The following is a 21868-nucleotide window of genomic DNA, read 5'->3' as shown; positions in this document are numbered from 1 at the left end:
TTTAAAGTTTAGAAACCAAATGATAATCCCAAAGAGAACGTACGGGGCAGCGGATAAGGATAGCCCAGCCCTTCAGGGTCGGCACCCGTATAACCGGTAATCGTAAACAAATTCTGAGCCTGGAAATAAATGCGTGCATGACGCATCTTCATCTTGTCGAGAACTGCTTTAGGAAGCGTGTAACCCAATGTCAGGCTTTTCAGCTTGATATACGAACCATTTTCAATATAGAACTCAGAAACTTCGTGCTCATTGTTGCTGTTAAGGGTGGTCAAAGCAGGTACACTGCTATTGTAAACACCCGTCTTTTCAAAGTTCTCGTAAGCATGCATGGCATCGAGCAGGCGGGTAGAGTGATTACCGGTCCAGCACTGGAACAAATCCGTATAATATTTGGAGTTGTTATAGGCATCACGAATCATACCGTTGAAGAACATGCTGAGGTCAAAGCCTTTCCAAGATGCCCCAAGATTCAGACCTGCAATCACTTTCGGATTGTCAGAACCCAACCATACACGGTCGTTCGTATCAATCGTACCGTTACCGTCAGCATCCACGTATTTGATACGTCCTACTCCGGGAGCGCCAAACTGTACATTATATTTGGATTTATACTCATCCACCTCCTGCTGGGTACGGAACACTCCATCTGTCTTGAAGCCCATCCATGAACCGAACGGTTGGCCAACCAAAGTCTTGTCAACACCATTACCGCCACCGTAAGTATAGTAAATTTCTTCCGTCAGCTCCGTCACTTCATTTTTGTAATATGAAAGGTTGAATGCTACATTATACTGAAAATCCTTTACCTTATCATTCCAAGTCAATGCCATCTCGAAACCTTTATTGTTCATCGTACCACCATTATACCAGCAGTAACCACCCTCGCCAATGACAGCAATATACGGTTTCTCCACAAGCATATCACTTGTCTTCTTATCAAAATAATCGAGAGAAGCGCTCAGGCGTCCGTTCAAGAAAGCGGCGTCCACACCGATATTGAGTTGTCTTGTACTCTCCCACTTCAAATCAGGATTGGTAGACCTCACTTTGTAGCCACCGGGGGCCAAAGTCGTTCCATCACCGTTCATGTTGTAGCTTGCATCCTTCAGACTAATCAAGTATTTAGTATAGGGGGCCTCATTATCAATAATATCGTTACCATTGATACCCCATGAAGCACGTAGTTTCAAATCTGCCAACCAATTCTTGGTCGCTTCCATAAACTTCTCACTTGAAATGCGCCAGCCTGCCGACACTGAAGGGAAGTAATCAACGTTATTACCCTTTGCCAAGCGGGAAGAAGCATCACGGCGTACTGTAACAGAAGCCAGATACCGTCCTTCATAATCATAGTTCACTTTACCAAAGTAAGATACCATGCCATAATTGGAAGCACCGGCACCTACATTCTTACCGGCAGTCACACCGTCGAGATAAATATAATCTTCATCTTCTACAGCCAGTCCCGTACCATAACCGAACATGGATTCCGAATGATTCTTCTTGGCCTCTGTACCAAGAAGTGCAGTCAGATTGTTCTTTCCAAATGCTTTGCTATAAGTCACGGTATTAGTCCATACCCAATCCAGTCTTTTGTTGGATGATTGAGTCAGCTTATTGACCTCATCGCGTGCCCATGCCGGCTCAAAAGTTTTGTTGGTTTCATCATAATAATTCATACCGAAATTGGTTTTCAGCACCAGGTTCTTAATCGGTTCAATTTCAAGGAATGCATTACCAAAGATACGCCAATAATCATGTTTGTTCTGTTTTTCATTCTCCAACAAACGTGCCATATTGGGGGCATCACCCAAAACATCATTGATGGCATCGTTATAATTACCATTCTCATCATAAACCGTCTTGGCAGGATGCTGTTTGATGGCATTCTCATCTACACCGGCCGGACTGAGGGTCTGTGTCCAACGATTGATGGCAACGTTCTCGCCGATGCGCAAGCGATTGTCAAGATAATGATAGTTAGAACTGATACGGGTATTGATTCGCTGGAAATTCGTATTCTCTACCAGACCGTCATGATCGAGATAGTTCAACGCTAACGAGAAGGCACCATTGTCAGAGCCCTTTGAAAGTGTCGCACTGTAATTCTGCATCAAGGCAGTGCGATAAACCACATCGCGCCAATCCGTATCAACGGCATGTACTTTAGCTCCATTCAGGCCGATATAGTCCTGAAGTTGGGGAGTTGCACCATTACCATATATTTCGCTACTTGGCGTAGCTCCATTATTGGCATACTTATAAGCCGACCAATAAACCTGGCCCCACTCATCTGCATTCAACATATCAAAACCACATTGATAGGTCTGCAAAGTCAACGACATATCAAAATCCACACGGGTCTCCCCTTTCTTGGCACGCTTGGTAGTAATGATAATCACACCATTGGCAGCCTGTGCACCATAAATAGAAGCGGAAGCGGCATCCTTCAATACCTGAATGGATTCTACATCATTGGAAGAAAGGATAGACGAGATGTTCTCACGGGTCATCACACCGTCAATGACATAAAGCGGGGAATTGGCATCATTTCGGAAAGATGACTTACCACGGACCAATGTAGAAGTATTTCCACCGCCCGGTGTGCCATCAGTCGTAATGTTCATACCGGCAACACGTCCCTGCAAGCTCGACAACACATTTCCCGTAGGAATATCTGCTACATCCTTCATCTTGACCACAGCCACCGAACCAGTCAAACTAGCCTTCTTCTCGGACATATAGCCGGTCACTACTACTTCATCAATCAACTGGGAATCTTCCGTCAACTCAATGCGTAAAATGGGCTGTGCCTTTACTGTAACGGTTTTATATCCTATATAGGATACAGACAATGTGGCACCGGAAGCTACAGACAGAATGAAATTTCCGTCAATATCCGTAATTGTTCCATTACTGTTGGAACCTACTTCCATGACAGAAGCACCGATAATGGATTCACCACTCGATTTTTCAACGACAGTACCTTTTACCTGGACTTGCTGGGCAAAGGAAGAGATGCCCGCAAAGAGAAGCACAATTAGTGTGCAAAGCCTGAGACTAATGCTTTTCAACATATCTATCAATTTAAAGTTAATAATAAACCAATTCTGCAATTGAGTTTTGTGTCAGCAAAATTAAGCGAAACCAGAATTTGCACCTATAACAAATGTTACGAAAGGTGGTATTTTTGATACATCCCCTTTCTAAAGGTATTCTACGCGTGTTTTTTGCTAAATAAACTTTAGCTTTAGCAGCAAATTAATAGAAAAGAATGAAAACAATATGGGAGCAGATGCTAATTGTACCAGCTCTCATAGTATACTCTCTCAGAATCAAAAACGAAAAACAAACTGTTCCGCACACCGGTATCCTTCTTCATAAAGCTCCGTCAGCTTCTTGATGTCACGCTCGATGCGGTCTACCACTACCGGCTTCTGTGGACGGATAACAATAATTTCCCCGGCGGCTTCCATCCGTTCCACCTGCTCCAACTGTTGATTATAGACAATGCTGCGGCGATTGATAGCTTCACGCAATAGCGGATATTTCTTATATATAAAAGGTGGAACCTTCGTTCCCTGAATTTCCTTACGGTATCCATGATTGCGCGTCAATACTACCACATTATTGGTAAATCCATCCTGACGGGCACGCATCAAAGGGATACTGTCCACAATACCTCCATCCAGCATCGGGGTGTTGTCCACATAGGTAACGGGACAGACAAACGGCAGACTGCTCGAAGCACGCACAATATCAATGACGCGCTCTTTACTCCGCTTCTCCTCAAAATAGTTCGCTTCGCCCGTCTCGCAATTGGTAGTTACCATCACATAGCGTTCGGGGCAATGAAAGTATGCCTCGTAGTCGTAGGGAAGTATGTGTTCCGGAAACTCCTGGAACAACAAGTCGAAATCCATGATATTCCGCTTCTTCAACAGATACTTCAATCCGATGTAATTGTATTTTTCCAACAAGTCGATATTGCTGTACTTGGCACGCCCGCGCTGACCGGACATATAGGAAAGTCCGTTGCAGGCTCCGGCACTGACGCCGATGGTATAGGGAAAGCGAATGCCACGATCCATAAAGTTGTCGAGCACACCGCAAGTGAAGACGCCGCGCATACCGCCACCCTCCAAAACAAGACCGCTACGGTCATCAATATGTATTATTTTCTCCATAAGTGTCGGAATTAACGCTTCAAAGATAGCTTTTGTTTACGATATTCTACCTATATTTGCAGTTGCAACAATAAATCTATAACATTTTAATTATGATGAAGAAATCAATACTGATGGCTGCATTGGGTTTATTAAGTTTAAACACAATAGCACAAGACACTCTGAAAGAGGAAGGTTTCATCTTTACGACCGTAAAAGAAAATCCTATCACTTCTGTTAAGAACCAGAACCGCGCCGGTACATGCTGGTGCTATTCCGGATTGGCATTCATCGAATCCGAACTGCTCCGCATGGGCAAAGGCGAATACGACTTTTCTGAAATGTTTATCGTACACAACACCTATCTGGACCGTGCCGACAAGGCAGTGCGTACACATGGTGACGTTTCGTTCTCACAAGGCGGTTCGTTCTACGATGTAATTTATGGTATGAAAACTTTCGGTCTGGTGCCCGAAGAGGAAATGCGTCCGGGCGTTATGTATGGCGACACGCTGAGCAACCACACCGAATTGACAGCCGTATCTGATGCCGTAGTGGCAGCCATTGCCAAGGGAAAACACCGCAGCCTGCAAACAGACCAAGACAAGAACCCGCTCTGGAAGAAAGCCATTACCGCTATCCACGATATTTATCTGGGCGAACGTCCCGAGAAGTTCACCTACAAAGGCAAGGAATATACTCCGAAGTCTTTCTATGAATCTACCGGACTGAATGCAGATGACTATATCTCACTGACTTCCTATACCCACCATCCCTTCTACCAGCCGTTCGTCCTAGAAATACAAGACAACTGGCGTTGGGCTTCTTCCTACAACTTGCCTATCGACGAGTTGATGGAAGTGTTTGACAACGCTATCAATAAGGGTTACACCATTGCATGGGGTAGTGACGTAAGCGAACAAGGCTTCACACGCGACGGTATAGCCGTAATGCCCGATGCAGAAAAGGTGCAAGAACTGAGCGGTTCTGACATGGCACACTGGCTGAAAATGAAACCCGAAGAAAAGAAACTGAACAGCAAGCCTCAACCGCAGAAGTGGTGCACACAAGAAGAGCGCCAGCTGGCATACGACAACTGGGAAACTACTGACGACCACGGTATGCTGATTTACGGTATAGCCAAAGACCAGGAAGGCAACGAATACTATATGGTAAAGAACTCTTGGGGTGAAGCCGGAAAGTACAAAGGTTTGTGGTATGCTTCCAAAGCTTTCGTGCGCTATAAAACAATGAACATCATTGTGCACAAGGATGCACTACCTAAGGATATTGCCAAGAAACTGGGTATTAAATAAATAAAAGAAGGAGATGCATCAAACTGCATCTCCTTTTTCAATTCTTAACAAATCCTACAGATATCTTCCACAATCTGCGGAACCGTCAACCGGTTCTTCTTCAACTGTTCCTCCACATCGTAACGGTCGATAAACTCTTTCTTCACACCATAGTTCAGTACCTTCATATCCGACGGACCGTAGTAACGGGCAATCTTCTCGCCAAAGCCACCGTCCAGCACTCCGTCCTCAAGAGTAATGACCAGTGTATGGTCGAGCTTCAGGTCATCGAGCAAAGCCTCGTCCACACCCGTGATGTAGCGGGGATTGACAAGCGTGGCATCCACTCCTTTCTCTTCCTTCAACCGGGCAGCCACAGCTTCGCCCAACTGATAGAAAGAGCCCAGTCCCAATATGGCGACCTTCTCTCCACGATGGGACACCTCATAACGGTTCAGCGTCTTGCCGTAATCCTTCTCTGGTTCTACATTCCTGCGGACAACCCCATTGGCTGGCACGCGAATGGCAACCGGATGTTCCGTCTGACGGATGCCCCACTCCAGCATTGCCATATACTCCTCACGGCAAGTAGGTGCCAGATAAACCATATTCGGAATATTGCCGATAACCGGAATATCGAAAAGACAAAGATGGGTAACGTCATTCATACTCGACAAGCTTCCCCAGAAGACAAGAATCAGTGCAGGATTATTGTTGATGCAAAGATCCTGGGACAACTGGTCGTAGGCGCGCTGGATAAAGGTGCTGTAAACCCCGAATACCGGTTTTCCACCTCCGGCAGCAATGGCAGAAGCCATGGCAACAGCCTGCTCTTCGGCAATGCCCATATCAATGAACTGCCGCCCTGCCTCTTTGCGGCGCTCCGGTGTAAAGCCAAATACCGTAGGTGTACCTGCGGTGATACCCACCACAGTCGGGTCTTTCTTCATCTCCTGCAACAGATAACCGGCGGTAAGGTCGGCATAGTCTTCACCCTTCCCAGGCTCACCGGTCAGATTGCCGGTCTCAAGGTCGAACGGAACACTGTAATGGAAACGTTCTTTCTGCTCTTCCGCCAATTTGTATCCCTTACCTTTCAAGGTATTGATATGTACCACAACCGGATGCTTCTTGTCCTTCACTTCACGGAAAGCCTCTATCAATTGCTCCACGTCATTGCCATCCTTCACATAGAGATAATCATATCCCATTGCCTTAAAATAGTTGCAGGGAGCCTGACCCTCCGTTTCGCGCAACTGTTGCAGATTGCGGTATAGCCCGCCATGATTCTCGGCAATGGACATCTGGTTGTCGTTGACAATGACGATGAAGTTCGTGCCCAGTTCGGCACCTACATTCAATCCTTCGAAGGCTTCGCCACCACTTAGCGAGCCATCGCCGATGACGGCAATCACATTACCCGTCTCCCCCTTCAAGTCACGCGCCTTGGCAAGCCCGCTTGCCAGACTGACGGAGGTAGAGGTATGCCCGATGACGAAGAAGTCGTGCTCGCTTTCCGACGGTTCGGAATATCCGGAGACTTCGTCATACTCGTCCGCATTCATAAACGCTGCCCGGCGGCCTGTCAATATCTTATGGGTATAACTTTGATGGGACACGTCATAAACTATCTTGTCCGTTGGTGAATCGAACACGTAATGCAGGGCTATGGTGGCTTCTACCATTCCCAGGTTGGGACCTACGTGTCCTCCGTGGGAGCTCAACTTGTTTAACAACACCTGGCGGATTTCTCCACCCAATCCGTTCATTTCGCTGACTGATAACTTTTTCACGTCAGCAGGGGAATTTACTTTTTCAATATACATATTCTATAATAGCATTTAAGTAGCGATACTTGTTTATCCGATGCCGCCCGTCGTGCAGGCCTCATCCGGACGCTGCAAAAGTACAGAGGAAACGGGAACGGAAAGGTAGATAAATTACCGGTTTTATTACCTTTTTTACAGATATAGAGCCAACTGATATTTGCGCAAAATCCCTCAACTTGTGCATTTTTCACCCCATTTTCTTGTCAAACCCAACTCTTTCCGTAAATTTGCAGGCTGATAATGAGTTAACCGGCCAATTTCAGTAGCAGGATTCTACTACTCCTATTCCCGGCACTGACATACAAAGAAATACTAATACTAATAATTAATAGCATGAGTTTGAAAATTGTTGTATTGGCAAAACAAGTTCCCGACACACGCAACGTTGGGAAAGATGCCATGAAAGCCGACGGAACCATCAACCGCGCGGCACTCCCTGCCATCTTCAACCCCGAGGATCTGAACGCTCTTGAACAGGCTCTCCGACTGAAAGATGAACATCCGGGCTCCACCGTTACCATCCTGACCATGGGACCGGGACGTGCAGCCGAAGTTATTCGTGAAGGACTTTACCGTGGTGCCGACAACGGCTATCTGCTGACTGACCGCGCTTTTGCAGGTGCCGATACACTTGCCACTTCGTATGCCCTTGCCACAGCCATCAAGAAGATAGGCGACTATGACGTCATCATCGGCGGACGCCAGGCCATCGACGGTGATACCGCCCAAGTAGGTCCGCAAGTTGCCGAAAAACTGGGACTGACGCAAGTGACCTACGCAGAAGAGATTCTGAACGTGGACAAAGCTGCCAAGAAGATTACCGTGAAACGTCATATCGACGGTGGTGTGGAAACCGTTGAGGCTCCCCTGCCCATCGTCATCACCGTAAACGGAAGTGCCGCCCCCTGCCGCCCACGCAATGCCAAACTGGTGCAGAAGTACAAACGCGCCCTCGGTGCCCAGGAAAAAGCTGCCATCACCAAGGAAGGCGCTGAGCTTGCCTACGCCGACCTCTACGAGAAATATCCCTATCTGAACATCACGGAATGGAGCGTTGCCGACGTGAACGGCGACCTTGCACAATGCGGTCTGAGCGGCTCTCCTACCAAGGTGAAGACCATTCAGAACATCTCATTCCAAGCCAAAGAAAGCAAAACGCTGACGGGCAGCGACAAGGATGTGGAAGATTTGATTGTTGAACTGTTAGCCAACCATACGATAGGATAAGATTATGAATAATGTATTTGTATATTTAGAGATAGAAGGCACAACAGTTGCCGACGTCAGTCTCGAACTCTTGACCAAAGGTCGTAAATTAGCCAATCAGTTGGGCTGCCAACTGGAGGCAGTTGCTGCCGGAAGCAATCTGGCAGGCATTGAAAAGCAAGTATTACCCTACGGAGTAGACAAACTCCACGTATTCGACGCTCCGGGCTTGTTCCCCTATACTTCCCTTCCCCACTCCTCTGTCCTCATCAACTTGTTCAAAGAAGAAAAGCCGCAAATCTGTCTGATGGGCGCCACCGTTATCGGTCGCGACCTCGGTCCGCGCGTTTCTTCCGCTTTGACCAGCGGACTGACCGCCGACTGTACCTCACTGGAAATCGGCAACCACGAAGACAAGAAGGAAGGTAAGACCTACGAGAACCTACTGTATCAAATCCGTCCCGCATTCGGCGGTAACATCGTTGCCACGATTGTGAATCCCGAACACCGCCCGCAGATGGCAACCGTTCGCGAAGGTGTGATGAAGAAAGAGATACTGGACGCTGACTATAAGGGCGAAGTCATCAACCACGACGTTGCCAAGTACGTGCCCGAGACGGACTATGTGGTAAAAGTCATCGACCGCCACGTAGAAAAGGCAAAACATAACCTGAAAGGCGCTCCCATCGTGATTGCCGGAGGCTACGGCATGGGAAGCAAGGAAGGTTTTGACATGTTGTTCGAGCTTGCCAAAGAACTCCATGCTGAGGTAGGCGCCAGCCGTGCTGCCGTCGATGCCGGTTATGCCGACCATGACCGCCAGATTGGCCAGACCGGTGTCACTGTCCGCCCCAAACTGTATATTGCTTGCGGCATCAGCGGACAAATCCAGCACATTGCCGGTATGCAGGAAAGTGGTATTATCATCTCCATCAACAATGACGAGAACGCTCCCATCAATACGATTGCCGACTACGTCATCAACGGTACGGTGGAAGAGGTTATCCCGAAGATGATAAAATATTATAAATCACACAGTAAATAACAATAAAGGTAATCATGAAAGGGCTGATTCTTATATTTGTTCTTCTTTCAGGTATATCTTCCGCTATCGCTCAAGAGAAACTCTGGTTGGACAAGAATTACCAATGGACGGACGACTCCATCCAAGCAGTCAGGTATGCTCTTGTTTCCAAGATAAACAAAAAGTGCATCAAGGTGGAAGAGTATGCTTTGGAAGGACAAAAGAAGGATGTCTGGCATTTCTCCGAATACAAAAGCAATCCCCGCAAAAGGATAAGGGAAGGCTTGCATACATCATTCTATGCAAACGGCAAGGACAGCCTGACAGAAGTATATAGAGACAATCGCTTGGAGGGGCAAACCATGGTGTATTATCCCGACGGTGCCATACATCTGGCCCGGAGCTACAGTGATGGGAAACTTGACGGAACACTCCTGCAATACTATCCCGATGGAAAACTTCGTAGAAAGGAACACTATTCAGAGAATCAGTGCACCGATGGAAAGATGTTCGACAAGCACGGAACTGAAATGGCACATCAGCCGTATTTCGTATTTCCATCCTTCCCCGGAGGAATAGAGAACCTCATGAAACTGGTGGCCAATGTTACCAAATATCCGGAAGACGCCTGGAAGCAAAAGGCAGAAGGAAGGGTAATCCTGCAGTTTGTTGTAGACGAAGAAGGCAAGATGACCTATCCAAAAATCCTCCAGTCCGTGCGCTATGACATCGATAAAGAAGCCATACGTGCTTTCAAGGCCATTGCCGACGTCTACCGTTGGTCGCCCGGCTATCAGGACGGAGAGGCCAAGCGAGTGAAATTCACAATGCCCCTATACTTCAGAATACCTAAATAACCAAGAAATTATGGCAAATTTTTATACCGAAGTTCCCGAATTGAAGTATCATCTGAACAACTCGATGATGGAACGTATCTGCGAACTGAAAGAACGCGGTTACCAAGACAAAGACAAGTATGACTATGCTCCGCAGGACTATGCGGACGCTATGGACTCTTTTGACAAGGTACTTGAAATCACCGGAGAGATTACCGGAGAGATTATTGCTCCCAATGCCGAAGGCGTGGACGAAGAAGGTCCCCACTGTGCCAACGGCCGCGTGGAATATGCCAGCGGCACTAAGCAGAACCTCGACGCCATGGTAAAAGCTGGCTTGAACGGTATGACCATGCCGCGCCGTTTCGGTGGCTTGAACTTCCCGATTACTCCGTACACCATGTGTGCGGAAATCGTTGCCGCCGCCGATGCCGGTTTCGGTAACATCTGGTCACTGCAAGACTGCATCGAAACGCTCTACGAATTCGGTAACGAAGACCAGCACAGCCGTTTTATACCACGTGTCTGTGCCGGAGAAACCATGTCTATGGACCTGACAGAACCGGATGCCGGTTCCGACTTACAGAGCGTAATGCTGAAAGCGACCTATGACGAGGCCAACAACTGCTGGCGCCTGAACGGTGTGAAGCGTTTCATCACTAACGGTGATGCCAATCTCCACCTCGTACTGGCACGTTCAGAAGAAGGAACGAAAGACGGACGTGGCTTGTCCATGTTCATCTACGACAAGAATGAAGGCGGTGTAGACGTGCGCCGCATCGAGAACAAGCTGGGTATCCACGGCTCTCCCACCTGCGAACTGGTTTACAAGAATGCAAAGGCAGAGCTCTGCGGCGACCGCAAGCTTGGTTTGATTAAATACGTTATGGCTTTGATGAACGGTGCCCGTCTGGGTATTGCCGCACAGTCAGTAGGTCTTTCACAAGCTGCCTACAACGAAGGTCTGGCTTATGCCAAAGACCGCAAGCAGTTCGGCAAGGCCATCATCGAATTGCCTGCTGTATATGACATGCTGGCTATTATGAAAGCTAAGTTGGATGCAGGACGTTCCTTGCTGTACCAGACTTCCCGCTACGTGGACATCTACAAAGCGCTGGACGACATCGCCCGCGAACGTAAACTGACTCCGGAAGAACGCCAGGAACAAAAGAAGTATGCCAAACTTGCCGACGCCTTCACTCCGCTGGCCAAAGGTATGAACTCTGAATATGCCAATCAGAATGCTTACGACAGTATTCAGATTCACGGCGGTTCGGGCTTCATGCTGGAGTATGCTTGCCAACGTATCTATCGTGATGCACGTATTACTTCTATCTACGAAGGTACTACTCAGTTGCAGACCGTAGCTGCTATCCGCTATGTAACAAACGGCTCATACTCTGCCACCTTGCGCGACTACGAGCAAGTGCCGTGCAGCGAAGAAATGCAACCGTTGATGGACCGCATCAAAGAGATGACCAACAAGTTCGAAGCCTGCACCAATGCGGTGAAAGAGGCACAGAATCAGGAATTGCTGGACTTCGTGGCACGTCGCCTCTATGAGATGGCTGCGGTATGTATCATGTCGCATCTCATCATCCAGGATGCGACAAAGGCTCCCGAACTGTTCGGCAAATCGGCTCTGGTGTATGTGAACTATGCAGAAGCCGAAGTGGAAAAACACTTTAACTTCATCCGTAAGTTCAAAGCAGAAGAGCTGGAAAGCTACCGCAAATAAACGCATTGCTTGACAAGACAAATATAGCGGGCACCGGAGTAGCTAAACTCTCCGATGCCCGCTTGTTTTTTCTGAAAAATTTCCTGCTTGCTCCTTCTTAAAGGGACAAAAGCTCTCAAAGAGACGAAAGGAAAATTAATACTCTCCGTGCAGCCTCAGCCTGCCGCGCAGCGAGTGTATCTCCCGCTGCATCTCTTCCATCCTTGCCAGCAGATGATGGATGGCATCAATCCCTTCCATATTGATAGAAAGGTCGTAGTACATACGGCTGTACCGTTCCACATCCGGCAACTCGGAGAAAGGAAGATAACGTTCTCCACCTTCCTGCTCCACATCTATCAGCCCACTTTCGCACAACATATCAATAAAAGTGGGCTCTATATGACACTTGTCACAATATTCGCTGATGACAATCCATTCGTTCTGCATACTCCGTTCTCCTTTCATTAGTTCATACCCTTAATTTTACGGAACATCTCTTTCTGCTGTTCCGTCAGATTCGTCGGCAACTTCACGGAATAAGTCACGATGAGATCGCCAAACTGTCCCTCCTTCTTATATACGGGAAAGCCCTTGCCCTTCAGACGTACCTTAGTCCCGTTCTGGGTTTCGGGTTTCACCTTCAGCTTCACCTGACCATCCAAAGTATCCACTAACTGGTCGCCACCCAGCAGGGCTGTATAAAGGTCAACGGTCACATCTACATACAAATCATCTCCCAAACGCTTGAATACCGAGTCATCCGGAATCACAAACGTGATGTACAAGTCACCAGCAGGACCTCCGTTGATACCCTCGCCACCATAGCCTTTCAGTTTGATGACCTGTCCGTTGGCCACACCGGCCGGAATGGTAATACGCACTTGCTTACCATTCACCGTCAATATCTGTTTATGGGTCTTCGCAGCCTCACGAAGCGATAGGTTCAAATCCGCATGATAATCCTGCCCGCGGAAACCGGCATTGGCACCGCCTCCGCCGCGCGTACGATGACCGAACATCTGTTCGAAGAAGTCTGAGAAACCACCGGCATTACTGCCCGAAAATTCCTGACCGTCGGAAGAATACCAATACGTACCGCCTCCGTCCGTACCAAATCCCGCACCGGAACCTCCAAAACCGGAACCGCCAAATCCCCCGAAGCCCCCGGCTTGCTGCTGTGCCCGCTTCTGCGCCTCAAACTCGTCGGCATGTTTCCAGTGTTCACCATATTCATCATATTTCTTTCTCTTTTCAGGATCACTCAGCACCTCATTCGCCTCGTTGATAGCCTGAAACTTATCCTTGGCCGTAGCATCGTTCGGATTCAAGTCAGGATGGTACTTGCGCGCCAACTTGCGGAACGCTTTCTTGATGTCATCCTGAGATGCCTTTTTGTCCACTCCAAGGACCTGATAGTAATCAATATAAGCCATAGTCTATTAGTTTTATTGTCTAAATACCATAAAACAAATAACACGCCAATTTGTTTTACGCATTACTAAAATAGGTAAACGAAAATTAAAAAGCATCATCAAGCATAATAATTACGTGATAAACAAACATTTAGTTTCAACCAAACACTTATTTCACGTCTATAAAACACCAAAATAGTGTAAACGACACCTAATATCGTCTAATTATTCATCCTAAATCTTCCTAAAATTGACAGAAAATACTTTATTTGTAATAAGGAAAATTTGTTTTATATATAATCCCCAACCTTAGATTAAAAACCCCCATTATGAAAAGTAATTATTGGCTCCTAACGGTAATATTCGCTCTCGTAGCCCTGCCGGGCAAAGCAGGCGAATGGATCAGAATCAACCAACTCGGCTATTTGCCGCAATCCGTCAAAGTCGCTGTATTCATGAGCGAGGAAGGAACAAACGTAGGAAATTATTCATTGATTGACGCTTTCACCGGAAAGGTGGTGCGTACCTTCAACACAGCCAAAGCCACCGGCAAGATGGGAGGTATGAAAAGTACCTACCGGTTGAACTTCAGTGATTTCACAGAACCGGGCACGTATTATCTGAAAGCAGGCAAAGCGGTCTCCCCCCGTTTCCCCATCAATGCACAAGTCTACAACGGTACCGCAGACTACCTGCTGCACTACATGCGGCAGCAACGCTGCGGCTATAATCCGTTCCTGAAAGACAGCTGCCACGTGCACGACGGCTACATCGTCTATCATCCCACCAAAACCGGACAACATATAGACGTCCGCGGAGGCTGGCACGATGCTACGGACTATCTGCAATACACCACCACCTCCGCCAATGCCATCTACCAGATGATGTTTGCCTATCAGGAAAATCCGGAATCATTCGGTGACGCCTATGATGCAGCCGGACATCCGGGAGCCAACGGCATTCCCGACATCGTGGACGAAATCAAGTGGGGACTGGACTGGCTGAACCGGATGAATCCTGCTCCGGGCGAGCTGTACAACCAGATAGCCGACGACCGTGACCATGCCGGAATGCGCCTACCTAACAAAGACCTGGTGGACTACGGCTACGGACCGGGCAAGGGACGCCCCGTTTACTTTTGCAGTGGCGAACCGCAAGTACGTGGAGAGTTCAAGAACGCAACGACCGGAGTGGCAAGCACTGCCGGCAAGTTTGCCTCCTGCTTCGCTTTAGGCGCCAAGATACTGAAAGACTACTATCCTAAATTTGCAGCAGAAATCGAAGCCAAGGCCGATGCCGCCTATCAGGAAGGCGTAAAGAAACCGGGAGCATGCCAGACTGCCTCTGTCTTGTCTCCCTACATTTACGAAGAGGACAACTGGGTGGACGATATGGAACTGGGAGCCATGGAACTGTACAAAGCCACCGGCGACAACAAATACCTGGCCCAAGCCCTTGAATACGGACGTCGCGAACCGGTGACTCCTTGGATGGGCGCCGACAGTGCACGCCACTACCAATGGTATCCGTTCATGAACATGGGGCACTACCATCTTGCCAAAGTGGACAACAGCCGCATCAGCAAGGAATTCATCCGCAACATGCGTACGGGCATTGAACGCACGTACGAGAAAGCGGTAGAAAGCCCCTTCCTGCACGGTATACCCTACATCTGGTGTTCCAACAATCTGACTACCGCCATGCTAACCCAATGCCGGCTGTACCGTGAAACCACCGGCGATGACACATACGCCGAAATGGAAGCCTCCCTGCGCGACTGGCTGTTCGGCTGTAACCCTTGGGGAACCAGCATGATTGTGGAACTTCCCCTTTACGGAGACTATCCCTCGCAACCCCACTCCTCACTGCTGAATGCAGGCGTGGGCAATACTACCGGCGGACTGGTGGACGGTCCTGTCTATCGTACCATCTTCGAAAGCCTGCGCGGTGTCAATATGACGGGAATTCCCGGAACTCCCGGACAAGACTACGAACGCTTCCAGCCAGACCTGATGGTATATCACGACGCCATCCACGACTATTCCACCAATGAGCCTACCATGGACGGAACCGCCTGCCTCACGTACTACCTCTCTGCCATGCAGAAGGATGGAATGAAGCAAGCCGGTATCCCAAATGACAAGAATGTATATGTGGACGGAGGCATTATCCGCACCGATCCCTCAAAAAAGCAAATCACCCTCGTATTCACTGCCGCCGACAAAGCAGACGGTGCCGATGCCATCATCAGCACCTTGAAGAAGCATGGCATCAAAGGTGGCTTCTTCTTTACCGGAGAGTTCTATGAACTCTATCCCGATGTAGTGAAACGCCTGCTCGACGAAGGGCATTTTGTAGGCAGCCACAGTTACGGACATCTGTTGTACATGCCTTGGGAAGACCGTGATTCTCTGCTGGTCACCCGCGAAGAGTTTGAGAACGATATGATGAGAAGCTACGAGACCCTCCGTAAGGCAAGTATCGAATACAAAGACGCTCCCGTCTATATTCCTCCTTACGAATACTATAACAAGGAAATATCCGCCTGGGCAAAGAATATGGGTATTCAAGTCATCAACTATACCCCTGGTACCATGAGCAATGCCGACTACACCACTCCGGACATGGGACAGAAGTACCGGAGCAGCAAATTCATCTACGACAAGATTATGGAGGTGGAAAAGAAAGAAGGTCTGAACGGACACCTAATGCTGATACACTTCGGAACGGACGACCGCCGCACAGACAAGTTCTATAATGGCTATCTGGACAAGATGATTAAGACGCTGAAACGAAAAGGCTATACTTTTGTACCGGTCCGCGAGGCTATCGGTATATAAGCATACTCTAACAAGGATTTATTGAAAAGGTTAGTTAAAAAAGTTATCGTGCAAAGGTATTTAAGGTAAATATTCAATCGGTTTGTTTTCAGTAAACCTTCCCCTACCCCAAGAGGGGAAAGTTTCGAAGTAAGCTCCCAGCCTGTGAAGGTTAGGAGCTTTTATATATTTCAGAGAAGCCTTTTTACCGATTGCAGCAATTGCTCGATATCTTCTTCCGTAGTATCAAAAGAGGTTACAAAACGGATTTCGTGGATGGCCTCATCCCAGAAGTAGAAGAAATACTCCTTCAACAGCTCGTCAATCACCGGACGGGGCATCGTAAGGAAAAGCTGGTTACTTTCCACCTTCTGCGTAAAATGCACACCTGGCAACTCCTTCAATCCGTCGTAAAGAATCTTTGCCATACGATTGGCATGCGCGGCATTTTTCAGCCAAAGGCTGTCCGTCAGGTAAGCAGTGAACTGGCAGGACAGATAGCGGAGCTTGGATGCGAGCTGTGCCGACTGCTTGCGCACAAAATAAGCTTCCTTCTTTAAGGCTGGGTTAAAGACAACCACGCTTTCTCCCAACATCAGTCCATTTTTCGTACCACCGAAACTGAGGATATCTATCCCGCAATCCACTGTCAGTTCCCTAAAGCCAAGATTCAAGGCTGCACAAGCATTTGCCAGACGGGCTCCGTCCATATGGACATACATGCCATGCCGATGGGCCAAATCCGTCAAAGCCCGCAATTCGTCTGGCTTATAGACAGTGCCCAGCTCCGAACATTGCGAAATATAGATGGCTCCGGGCTGCGAATGATGCTGTTCGCCGAAATGGCACAAATAAGGACGGACTAAATCGGGCGTCAGCTTGCCGTCAGGGGTAGCTATAGGACGAATCTGACAACCTGTCATGCGGGCAGGCGCACCGCATTCATCGACATAGATATGTGCAGTCTCTGCACAAATAATGGAATTATAAGGGCGGGTACACAGCTGCAAAGCCACCGCATTACTGCCCGTACCGTTGAATACGAACAACGGTTCGCAATCCGGCGTAAACGCTTCCCTTATTTTACGGACAGCCTCCTCTGTCCAAGGATCATCCCCATAACCAACAGCATGGTCACGGTTGGCCCGGTTCAGCGCCTCCATTACCAGCGGATGTACGCCTGAATTATTGTCTGAAGCAAAACTTCTCATAGTCATTCTGTTTTTGTTCATTGAAAAGAATGTGCAAAGGAAAGAATATTCTGCAACATGAAAAAACAAAGGAGCACAGATTTCATCCCCCCGGCAGAAAATGCTTCCGCACTATGAAATCTGTGCCCCTCAATCAATCCATTCACTCGGTTCCCTTTATCCGATATAAACATTTACCCCTAGTGAAACATAAAGTTCATCTTCTTCCTGATGAATTTCAATCTTGTCCTCACGGGCAAGCCACCCCAATGCGGCTCCCAATTCCTTGTCCTTCAGTCTGGACTTCCTCTTTAAAGAATCGTAGCTCCATCTGGTATAATCGCTAAGCAACTGCCAAACTTTCCCAGCATTTAGTCCAATTTCGCTTTTGTTCATTTTTCTCTTTAATTAAAAAGGTTAATAGCTCTTGTTGATTAGGTTATCTTTACAAAGGGTAAAGATATGATTTTTTATTTAACTAACAACAAAAACGAACAAAAGATATAAAAATGAACCGTTTTTGCAACACTTTTGTAATATTACACTCTTTTTATTGATAATCAAGAAGGAAAATGAAACAAAAAACCGCAGTATCTATCAAAAAGACACTGCGGTTCTTCTATTTGATTAAGCAATCAGGGGAAAAGTCTTACATCATTCCACCCATGCCGCCCATTCCGGGAGCACCCATCGGCATTTCGGGCTTATCCTCTTTCTTCTCTACGATTACACATTCTGTAGTCAAGAACATGCCTGCAATAGAAGCGGCATTCTCAAGAGCCACACGAGTAACCTTGGCAGGATCTACCACACCAGCTGCATGCAGGTTTTCATAAACATCTGTACGAGCATTGTAACCAAAGTCTGCCTTGCCTTCACGCACTTTCTGTACAACAACAGCACCTTCTTTACCAGCGTTGGCAACAATCTGGCGCAACGGTTCTTCAATAGCACGTTTGATGATGTCAATACCGGTTGTTTCATCTACATTGTCACCCTTAAAGCCTTCCAGAGCATCCAATGCACGGATATAGGCTACACCACCACCTGGAACAATACCTTCTTCGATAGCGGCACGGGTAGCACGAAGCGCATCGTCTACACGGTCTTTCTTTTCCTTCATTTCAACCTCAGAAGCAGCACCTACATAAAGAACAGCTACACCGCCAGACAACTTGGCCAGACGTTCCTGCAGTTTTTCCTTGTCATAATCAGATTTCGTAGATACAATCTGAGCCTTGATTTGCTCGCAACGTTCCTTGATGTTTTCTTTATCACCGGCACCGTTTACAATAGTTGTATTATCCTTGGAAACAGTTACCTTGTCGGCAGTACCCAACATTTCGATAGTAGCTTGTTCCAGCTTCAGACCTTTTTCCTCGCTGATGACAACACCACCGGTCAGCACTGCAATATCTTCCAACATTTCCTTGCGACGGTCACCGAAGCCCGGAGCCTTCACTGCACAAATCTTCAACTGAGAACGCAGACGGTTTACAACCAAAGTTGTCAGCGCTTCGCTATCCACATCTTCTGCAATAACCAGCAAAGGACGACCGGTCTGTACTGCCGGTTCAAGAATAGGCAGGAAGTCTTTCAAGTTGGAAATCTTTTTATCATAAATCAGGATGTACGGTTTCTCCATTTCGCACTCCATCTTCTCCGTGTTGGTAACGAAGTAAGCAGAGAGGTAGCCACGGTCGAACTGCATACCTTCAACCACACCGATAGTAGTATCAGTACCCTTGGCCTCTTCGATAGTGATGACACCGTCTTTGGAAACTTTGCGCATAGCGTCTGCAATCAGCTTACCGATAACGGGGTCATTGTTGGCAGAAACAGAAGCAACTTGTTCAATCTTGTCATAATTGTCACCCACTTTCTCTGCCTGTCCTTTGATAGAATCAACCACTTTGGCAACAGCCTTGTCGATACCGCGTTTGATATCCATCGGGCTGGCACCGGCAGTCACGTTCTTCAAGCCTTCGGCGACGATGGCCTGAGCCAAAACAGTAGCGGTTGTAGTACCATCACCTGCATCATCACCGGTCTTGGAAGCAACTTCCTTTACCAGCTGTGCGCCGGTATTCTGATATGCGTCTGCCAACTCAACTTCTTTAGCTACCGTTACACCATCTTTCGTGATGTGGGGAGCACCGAATTTCTTTTCGATGATAACGTTACGACCTTTAGGGCCGAGGGTTACTTTCACTGCATTTGCCAGTGTGTCGATACCTTTCTTCAATTGGTCGCGGGCATCGATATTGAATAATATTTCTTTTGCCATAATTTTATTTACTATTTAACGGTTTACTAATTAAAAATTATCCCAAAACAGCGAGCACATCGCTTTGACGCATGATGAGGTACTTGGTTCCTTCAACTTCCAGTTCAGTACCAGCATACTTGCCATACAACACTGTGTCACCAACCTTCAACACCATTTCTTCGTCTTTTGTTCCGTTGCCTACTGCAATAACTTCACCTTTCAAAGGTTTCTCTTTCGCTGTATCAGGAATAATGATACCGCCAATTGTCTTTTCTTCTGCAGGTGCAGGGAGTATCAGCACTCTGTCTGCTAATGGTTTAATGTTCATAGTCTTTTTGTTTTATATGTTATACATTTATTATAATAGTAATTTCGCTTTAAACAAGCAATAAACAACTTACGAAAACCGTGCCAAACCGACAAGCTGTTTGTTTGGCAGACAAAGACTGACAAAATGACAAAGTATAAACAAGATTTGCTATCTTTGCAGCCTCCAAAATGATTTGACTTATGAATGCAATATGGATAGTCCTCCCCATTCTTACCTTATTGATGTTTGAACTGGGACTGACATTACAAACCGAAGACTTTAAACTGTTCCGCAAACGCCCCCGCCCCATCATTGCCGGACTGGCAGGTCAAATTATCCTACTGCCGACGCTGGCATTTGCTTTAGGACATGTCTTCCAGCTCGAACCTTTGTTTTTTATCGGCATCATGCTCATAGCCTGCTCGCCAGGTGGCAGTTCATCCAACATCTTCTCCATGATAGCTAAAGGAGACGTAGCATTGTCCGTGTCACTGACGGCATGCAGCAGTATTATCACATTATTCACCATCCCCATGATTATGGAATCCGCCACACACTATGTAGACAACAATCTGAACATAGACGTCCATCTCCCTATAGGCAGCCTCATCATACAGAACCTGGCCCTGATGCTCCTTCCCATTGTAGCCGGTATACTCACAAAGCGTTACCGTCCGCAAATGGCAGAAAGGATTCATAAGACATTGTCGAAGATAGCTTTTCCCGCACTTATCCTGCTGGCGACTATCTTCTTCATACAGCACCATTCCACCATCACCGACCAATTCGGCAAACTAGGAATCTGCATCTCCGTTCTTATCCTGCTGGCTATAGGAGGCGGCGTACTGCTATCGAAGTCCATGTACCTCAACCGAAAAGAACAACGTACACTCATTATAGAAATCGGTATGCAAAATGCCGCACAGGCAATTGCCGTTGCCAGTAGCCCGTTTGTATTCAACAATGACATTATTGCAATACCTGCCATTATCTACGCACTGGTAATGAATGTTATTCTGCTGATTTATGTGGGAGTGGTAAAGCGACAAAGATAATCTCCCAACCGGTATCTTCCCTTCTTCTGTGTCGCTTTTCCATACTGTATCACTTTCCGGGGGCAAAAATGCAAACAAGCCATACAATGAATGCAGTGCTTTCCCCACACCGGACGCCCATCCACCAACCGGATATTACCTACCGGACAAGATTTACTGCATATTCCGCAAGAGATACAGCCTTCATCTACATGAAATCCCTTGCTACCAATGATGAAACGTACAAACAAAGGATTCACTACATACGTTTTCAGCCAGGCAGCACCGCCTTCATGCACGTTCCAAGCCTTCTTCCGTGCAATGACATCCTCCACAATTGAAGTAATGGCAAGCCGTGCATTCTCTATCTTCTTACGACAAAGCGCCTCATCGTCCAAGTCGAACATCGGTACGTAGGTATTAGGCATTGCAACAGACCAAGCAGCATCCAACGGAAAATGCTCCGCCAGACGGTTCATTCCCTTTCCCACATCGTCCCCGCATGTACACACGGCATAACGATAACGGCAGTCCGGCAACCGGAGCTGCGACAAAAAATCAATCAAGACACGGGGGGCATACCATGAGTGCACCGGAAAAACAATACCCACTCTGTCAGCTTTTGACAGCTCTGCGGGTATCAGGCCTTGCTTAAGGCAATCAACAATGCTGACGGCAGTATCATGCGTAGCCTCTGCAAGCAATTCTGCAATCCAGTGTGAGTTTCCGGTTGCGGTAAAATAAAGTATCATCGG

At 47.4% G+C, this 21868-nt stretch carries 17 protein-coding genes; 7 read left to right on the top strand and 10 right to left on the bottom strand.

Features of this window, described 5'->3' with window-relative positions; genetic code table 11:
* Nucleotides 1-8: 8 nt before the first annotated feature.
* Nucleotides 9-3080 carry a TonB-dependent receptor gene (locus EYA81_RS13800; protein WP_061411206.1) on the bottom strand — a complete coding sequence of 1024 codons (3072 nt, stop codon included), beginning with the start codon at nt 3078-3080 and terminating at the stop codon, nt 9-11.
* 258 nt (nt 3081-3338) lie between these two features.
* A complete protein-coding gene (locus EYA81_RS13795) occupies nt 3339-4190 on the bottom strand; it encodes a patatin family protein (protein ID WP_061411208.1) in 852 nt (283 codons plus the stop codon).
* Nucleotides 4191-4285: 95 nt separating this feature from the next.
* On the opposite strand from EYA81_RS13795, the gene EYA81_RS13790 reads away from it, so the two are divergent.
* Nucleotides 4286-5485 (top strand): aminopeptidase C, encoded by a 1200-nt coding sequence (locus tag EYA81_RS13790; RefSeq protein ID WP_061411214.1) that lies wholly within the window; start codon nt 4286-4288, stop codon nt 5483-5485.
* 44 nt (nt 5486-5529) lie between these two features.
* Here the strand turns inward: EYA81_RS13790 and EYA81_RS13785 are convergent, their stop codons facing one another.
* Complete coding sequence (locus EYA81_RS13785; protein WP_117965120.1) at nt 5530-7290, bottom strand: 1-deoxy-D-xylulose-5-phosphate synthase; 1761 nt, start codon at nt 7288-7290, stop codon at nt 5530-5532.
* A 336-nt stretch (nt 7291-7626) separates the two neighbouring features.
* On the opposite strand from EYA81_RS13785, the gene EYA81_RS13780 reads away from it, so the two are divergent.
* Genes EYA81_RS13780 through EYA81_RS13765 form a run of 4 tightly spaced genes read left to right on the top strand, consistent with a single transcriptional unit; the run spans nt 7627 to nt 12097 of the window.
* Nucleotides 7627-8520, top strand: coding sequence for an electron transfer flavoprotein subunit beta/FixA family protein (locus tag EYA81_RS13780; RefSeq protein WP_117601570.1), 894 nt, complete (start codon nt 7627-7629; stop codon nt 8518-8520).
* A 4-nt stretch (nt 8521-8524) separates the two neighbouring features.
* Nucleotides 8525-9544 (top strand): electron transfer flavoprotein subunit alpha/FixB family protein, encoded by a 1020-nt coding sequence (locus EYA81_RS13775; RefSeq protein ID WP_117601571.1) that lies wholly within the window; start codon nt 8525-8527, stop codon nt 9542-9544.
* A 14-nt stretch (nt 9545-9558) separates the two neighbouring features.
* A complete protein-coding gene (locus EYA81_RS13770) occupies nt 9559-10380 on the top strand; it encodes an energy transducer TonB (RefSeq protein WP_117601572.1) in 822 nt (273 codons plus the stop codon).
* A gap of 10 nt (nt 10381-10390) precedes the next feature.
* Complete coding sequence (locus EYA81_RS13765) at nt 10391-12097, top strand: acyl-CoA dehydrogenase family protein (RefSeq protein ID WP_117601573.1); 1707 nt, start codon at nt 10391-10393, stop codon at nt 12095-12097.
* A gap of 135 nt (nt 12098-12232) precedes the next feature.
* Here EYA81_RS13765 and EYA81_RS13760 read toward each other — a convergent pair whose 3' ends face one another.
* Both EYA81_RS13760 and EYA81_RS13755 read right to left on the bottom strand, forming a co-directional pair.
* Nucleotides 12233-12526, bottom strand: coding sequence for a chaperone modulator CbpM (locus EYA81_RS13760; protein WP_009036538.1), 294 nt, complete (start codon nt 12524-12526; stop codon nt 12233-12235).
* A 17-nt stretch (nt 12527-12543) separates the two neighbouring features.
* Nucleotides 12544-13512 (bottom strand): DnaJ C-terminal domain-containing protein, encoded by a 969-nt coding sequence (locus EYA81_RS13755; RefSeq protein WP_117601574.1) that lies wholly within the window; start codon nt 13510-13512, stop codon nt 12544-12546.
* A gap of 308 nt (nt 13513-13820) precedes the next feature.
* Here EYA81_RS13755 and EYA81_RS13750 point away from each other — a divergent pair, with 308 nt between their 5' ends.
* A complete protein-coding gene (locus EYA81_RS13750) occupies nt 13821-16331 on the top strand; it encodes a glycoside hydrolase family 9 protein (protein WP_117601575.1) in 2511 nt (836 codons plus the stop codon).
* A 170-nt stretch (nt 16332-16501) separates the two neighbouring features.
* Here the strand turns inward: EYA81_RS13750 and EYA81_RS13745 are convergent, their stop codons facing one another.
* The 4 genes from EYA81_RS13745 to EYA81_RS13730 all read right to left on the bottom strand — a co-directional run bounded on the left by EYA81_RS13745 (nt 16502) and on the right by EYA81_RS13730 (nt 20097).
* Entirely contained in the window at nt 16502-17521 is a 1020-nt protein-coding gene (locus EYA81_RS13745; RefSeq protein WP_117601576.1) for a low specificity L-threonine aldolase, read from the bottom strand.
* A 156-nt stretch (nt 17522-17677) separates the two neighbouring features.
* Entirely contained in the window at nt 17678-17896 is a 219-nt protein-coding gene (locus EYA81_RS13740) for a winged helix-turn-helix domain-containing protein (RefSeq protein ID WP_117601577.1), read from the bottom strand.
* A 253-nt stretch (nt 17897-18149) separates the two neighbouring features.
* The gene (groL, locus tag EYA81_RS13735; protein WP_016273163.1) at nt 18150-19787 is read right to left on the bottom strand and encodes a chaperonin GroEL; all 1638 of its coding nucleotides are present in this window, start codon (nt 19785-19787) and stop codon (nt 18150-18152) included.
* 37 nt (nt 19788-19824) lie between these two features.
* Entirely contained in the window at nt 19825-20097 is a 273-nt protein-coding gene (locus EYA81_RS13730; protein ID WP_004290132.1) for a co-chaperone GroES, read from the bottom strand.
* Between the two features lie 182 nt (nt 20098-20279).
* Here EYA81_RS13730 and EYA81_RS13725 point away from each other — a divergent pair, with 182 nt between their 5' ends.
* The gene (locus tag EYA81_RS13725; protein WP_131225918.1) at nt 20280-21134 is read left to right on the top strand and encodes a bile acid:sodium symporter family protein; all 855 of its coding nucleotides are present in this window, start codon (nt 20280-20282) and stop codon (nt 21132-21134) included.
* On the opposite strand, the gene EYA81_RS13720 is transcribed toward EYA81_RS13725, so the two are convergent.
* Nucleotides 21104-21865 (bottom strand): EFR1 family ferrodoxin, encoded by a 762-nt coding sequence (locus tag EYA81_RS13720; protein WP_117601579.1) that lies wholly within the window; start codon nt 21863-21865, stop codon nt 21104-21106. The genes EYA81_RS13725 and EYA81_RS13720 overlap by 31 nt on opposite strands.
* Nucleotides 21866-21868: the final 3 nt, after the last annotated feature.

This window comes from Bacteroides sp. A1C1 (genome assembly GCF_004328515.1).
GTDB lineage: Bacteria > Bacteroidota > Bacteroidia > Bacteroidales > Bacteroidaceae > Bacteroides > Bacteroides uniformis.
Note: the sequence above shows the minus strand (reverse complement) of the source record. Positions and strands in the feature narration are given on the sequence as shown.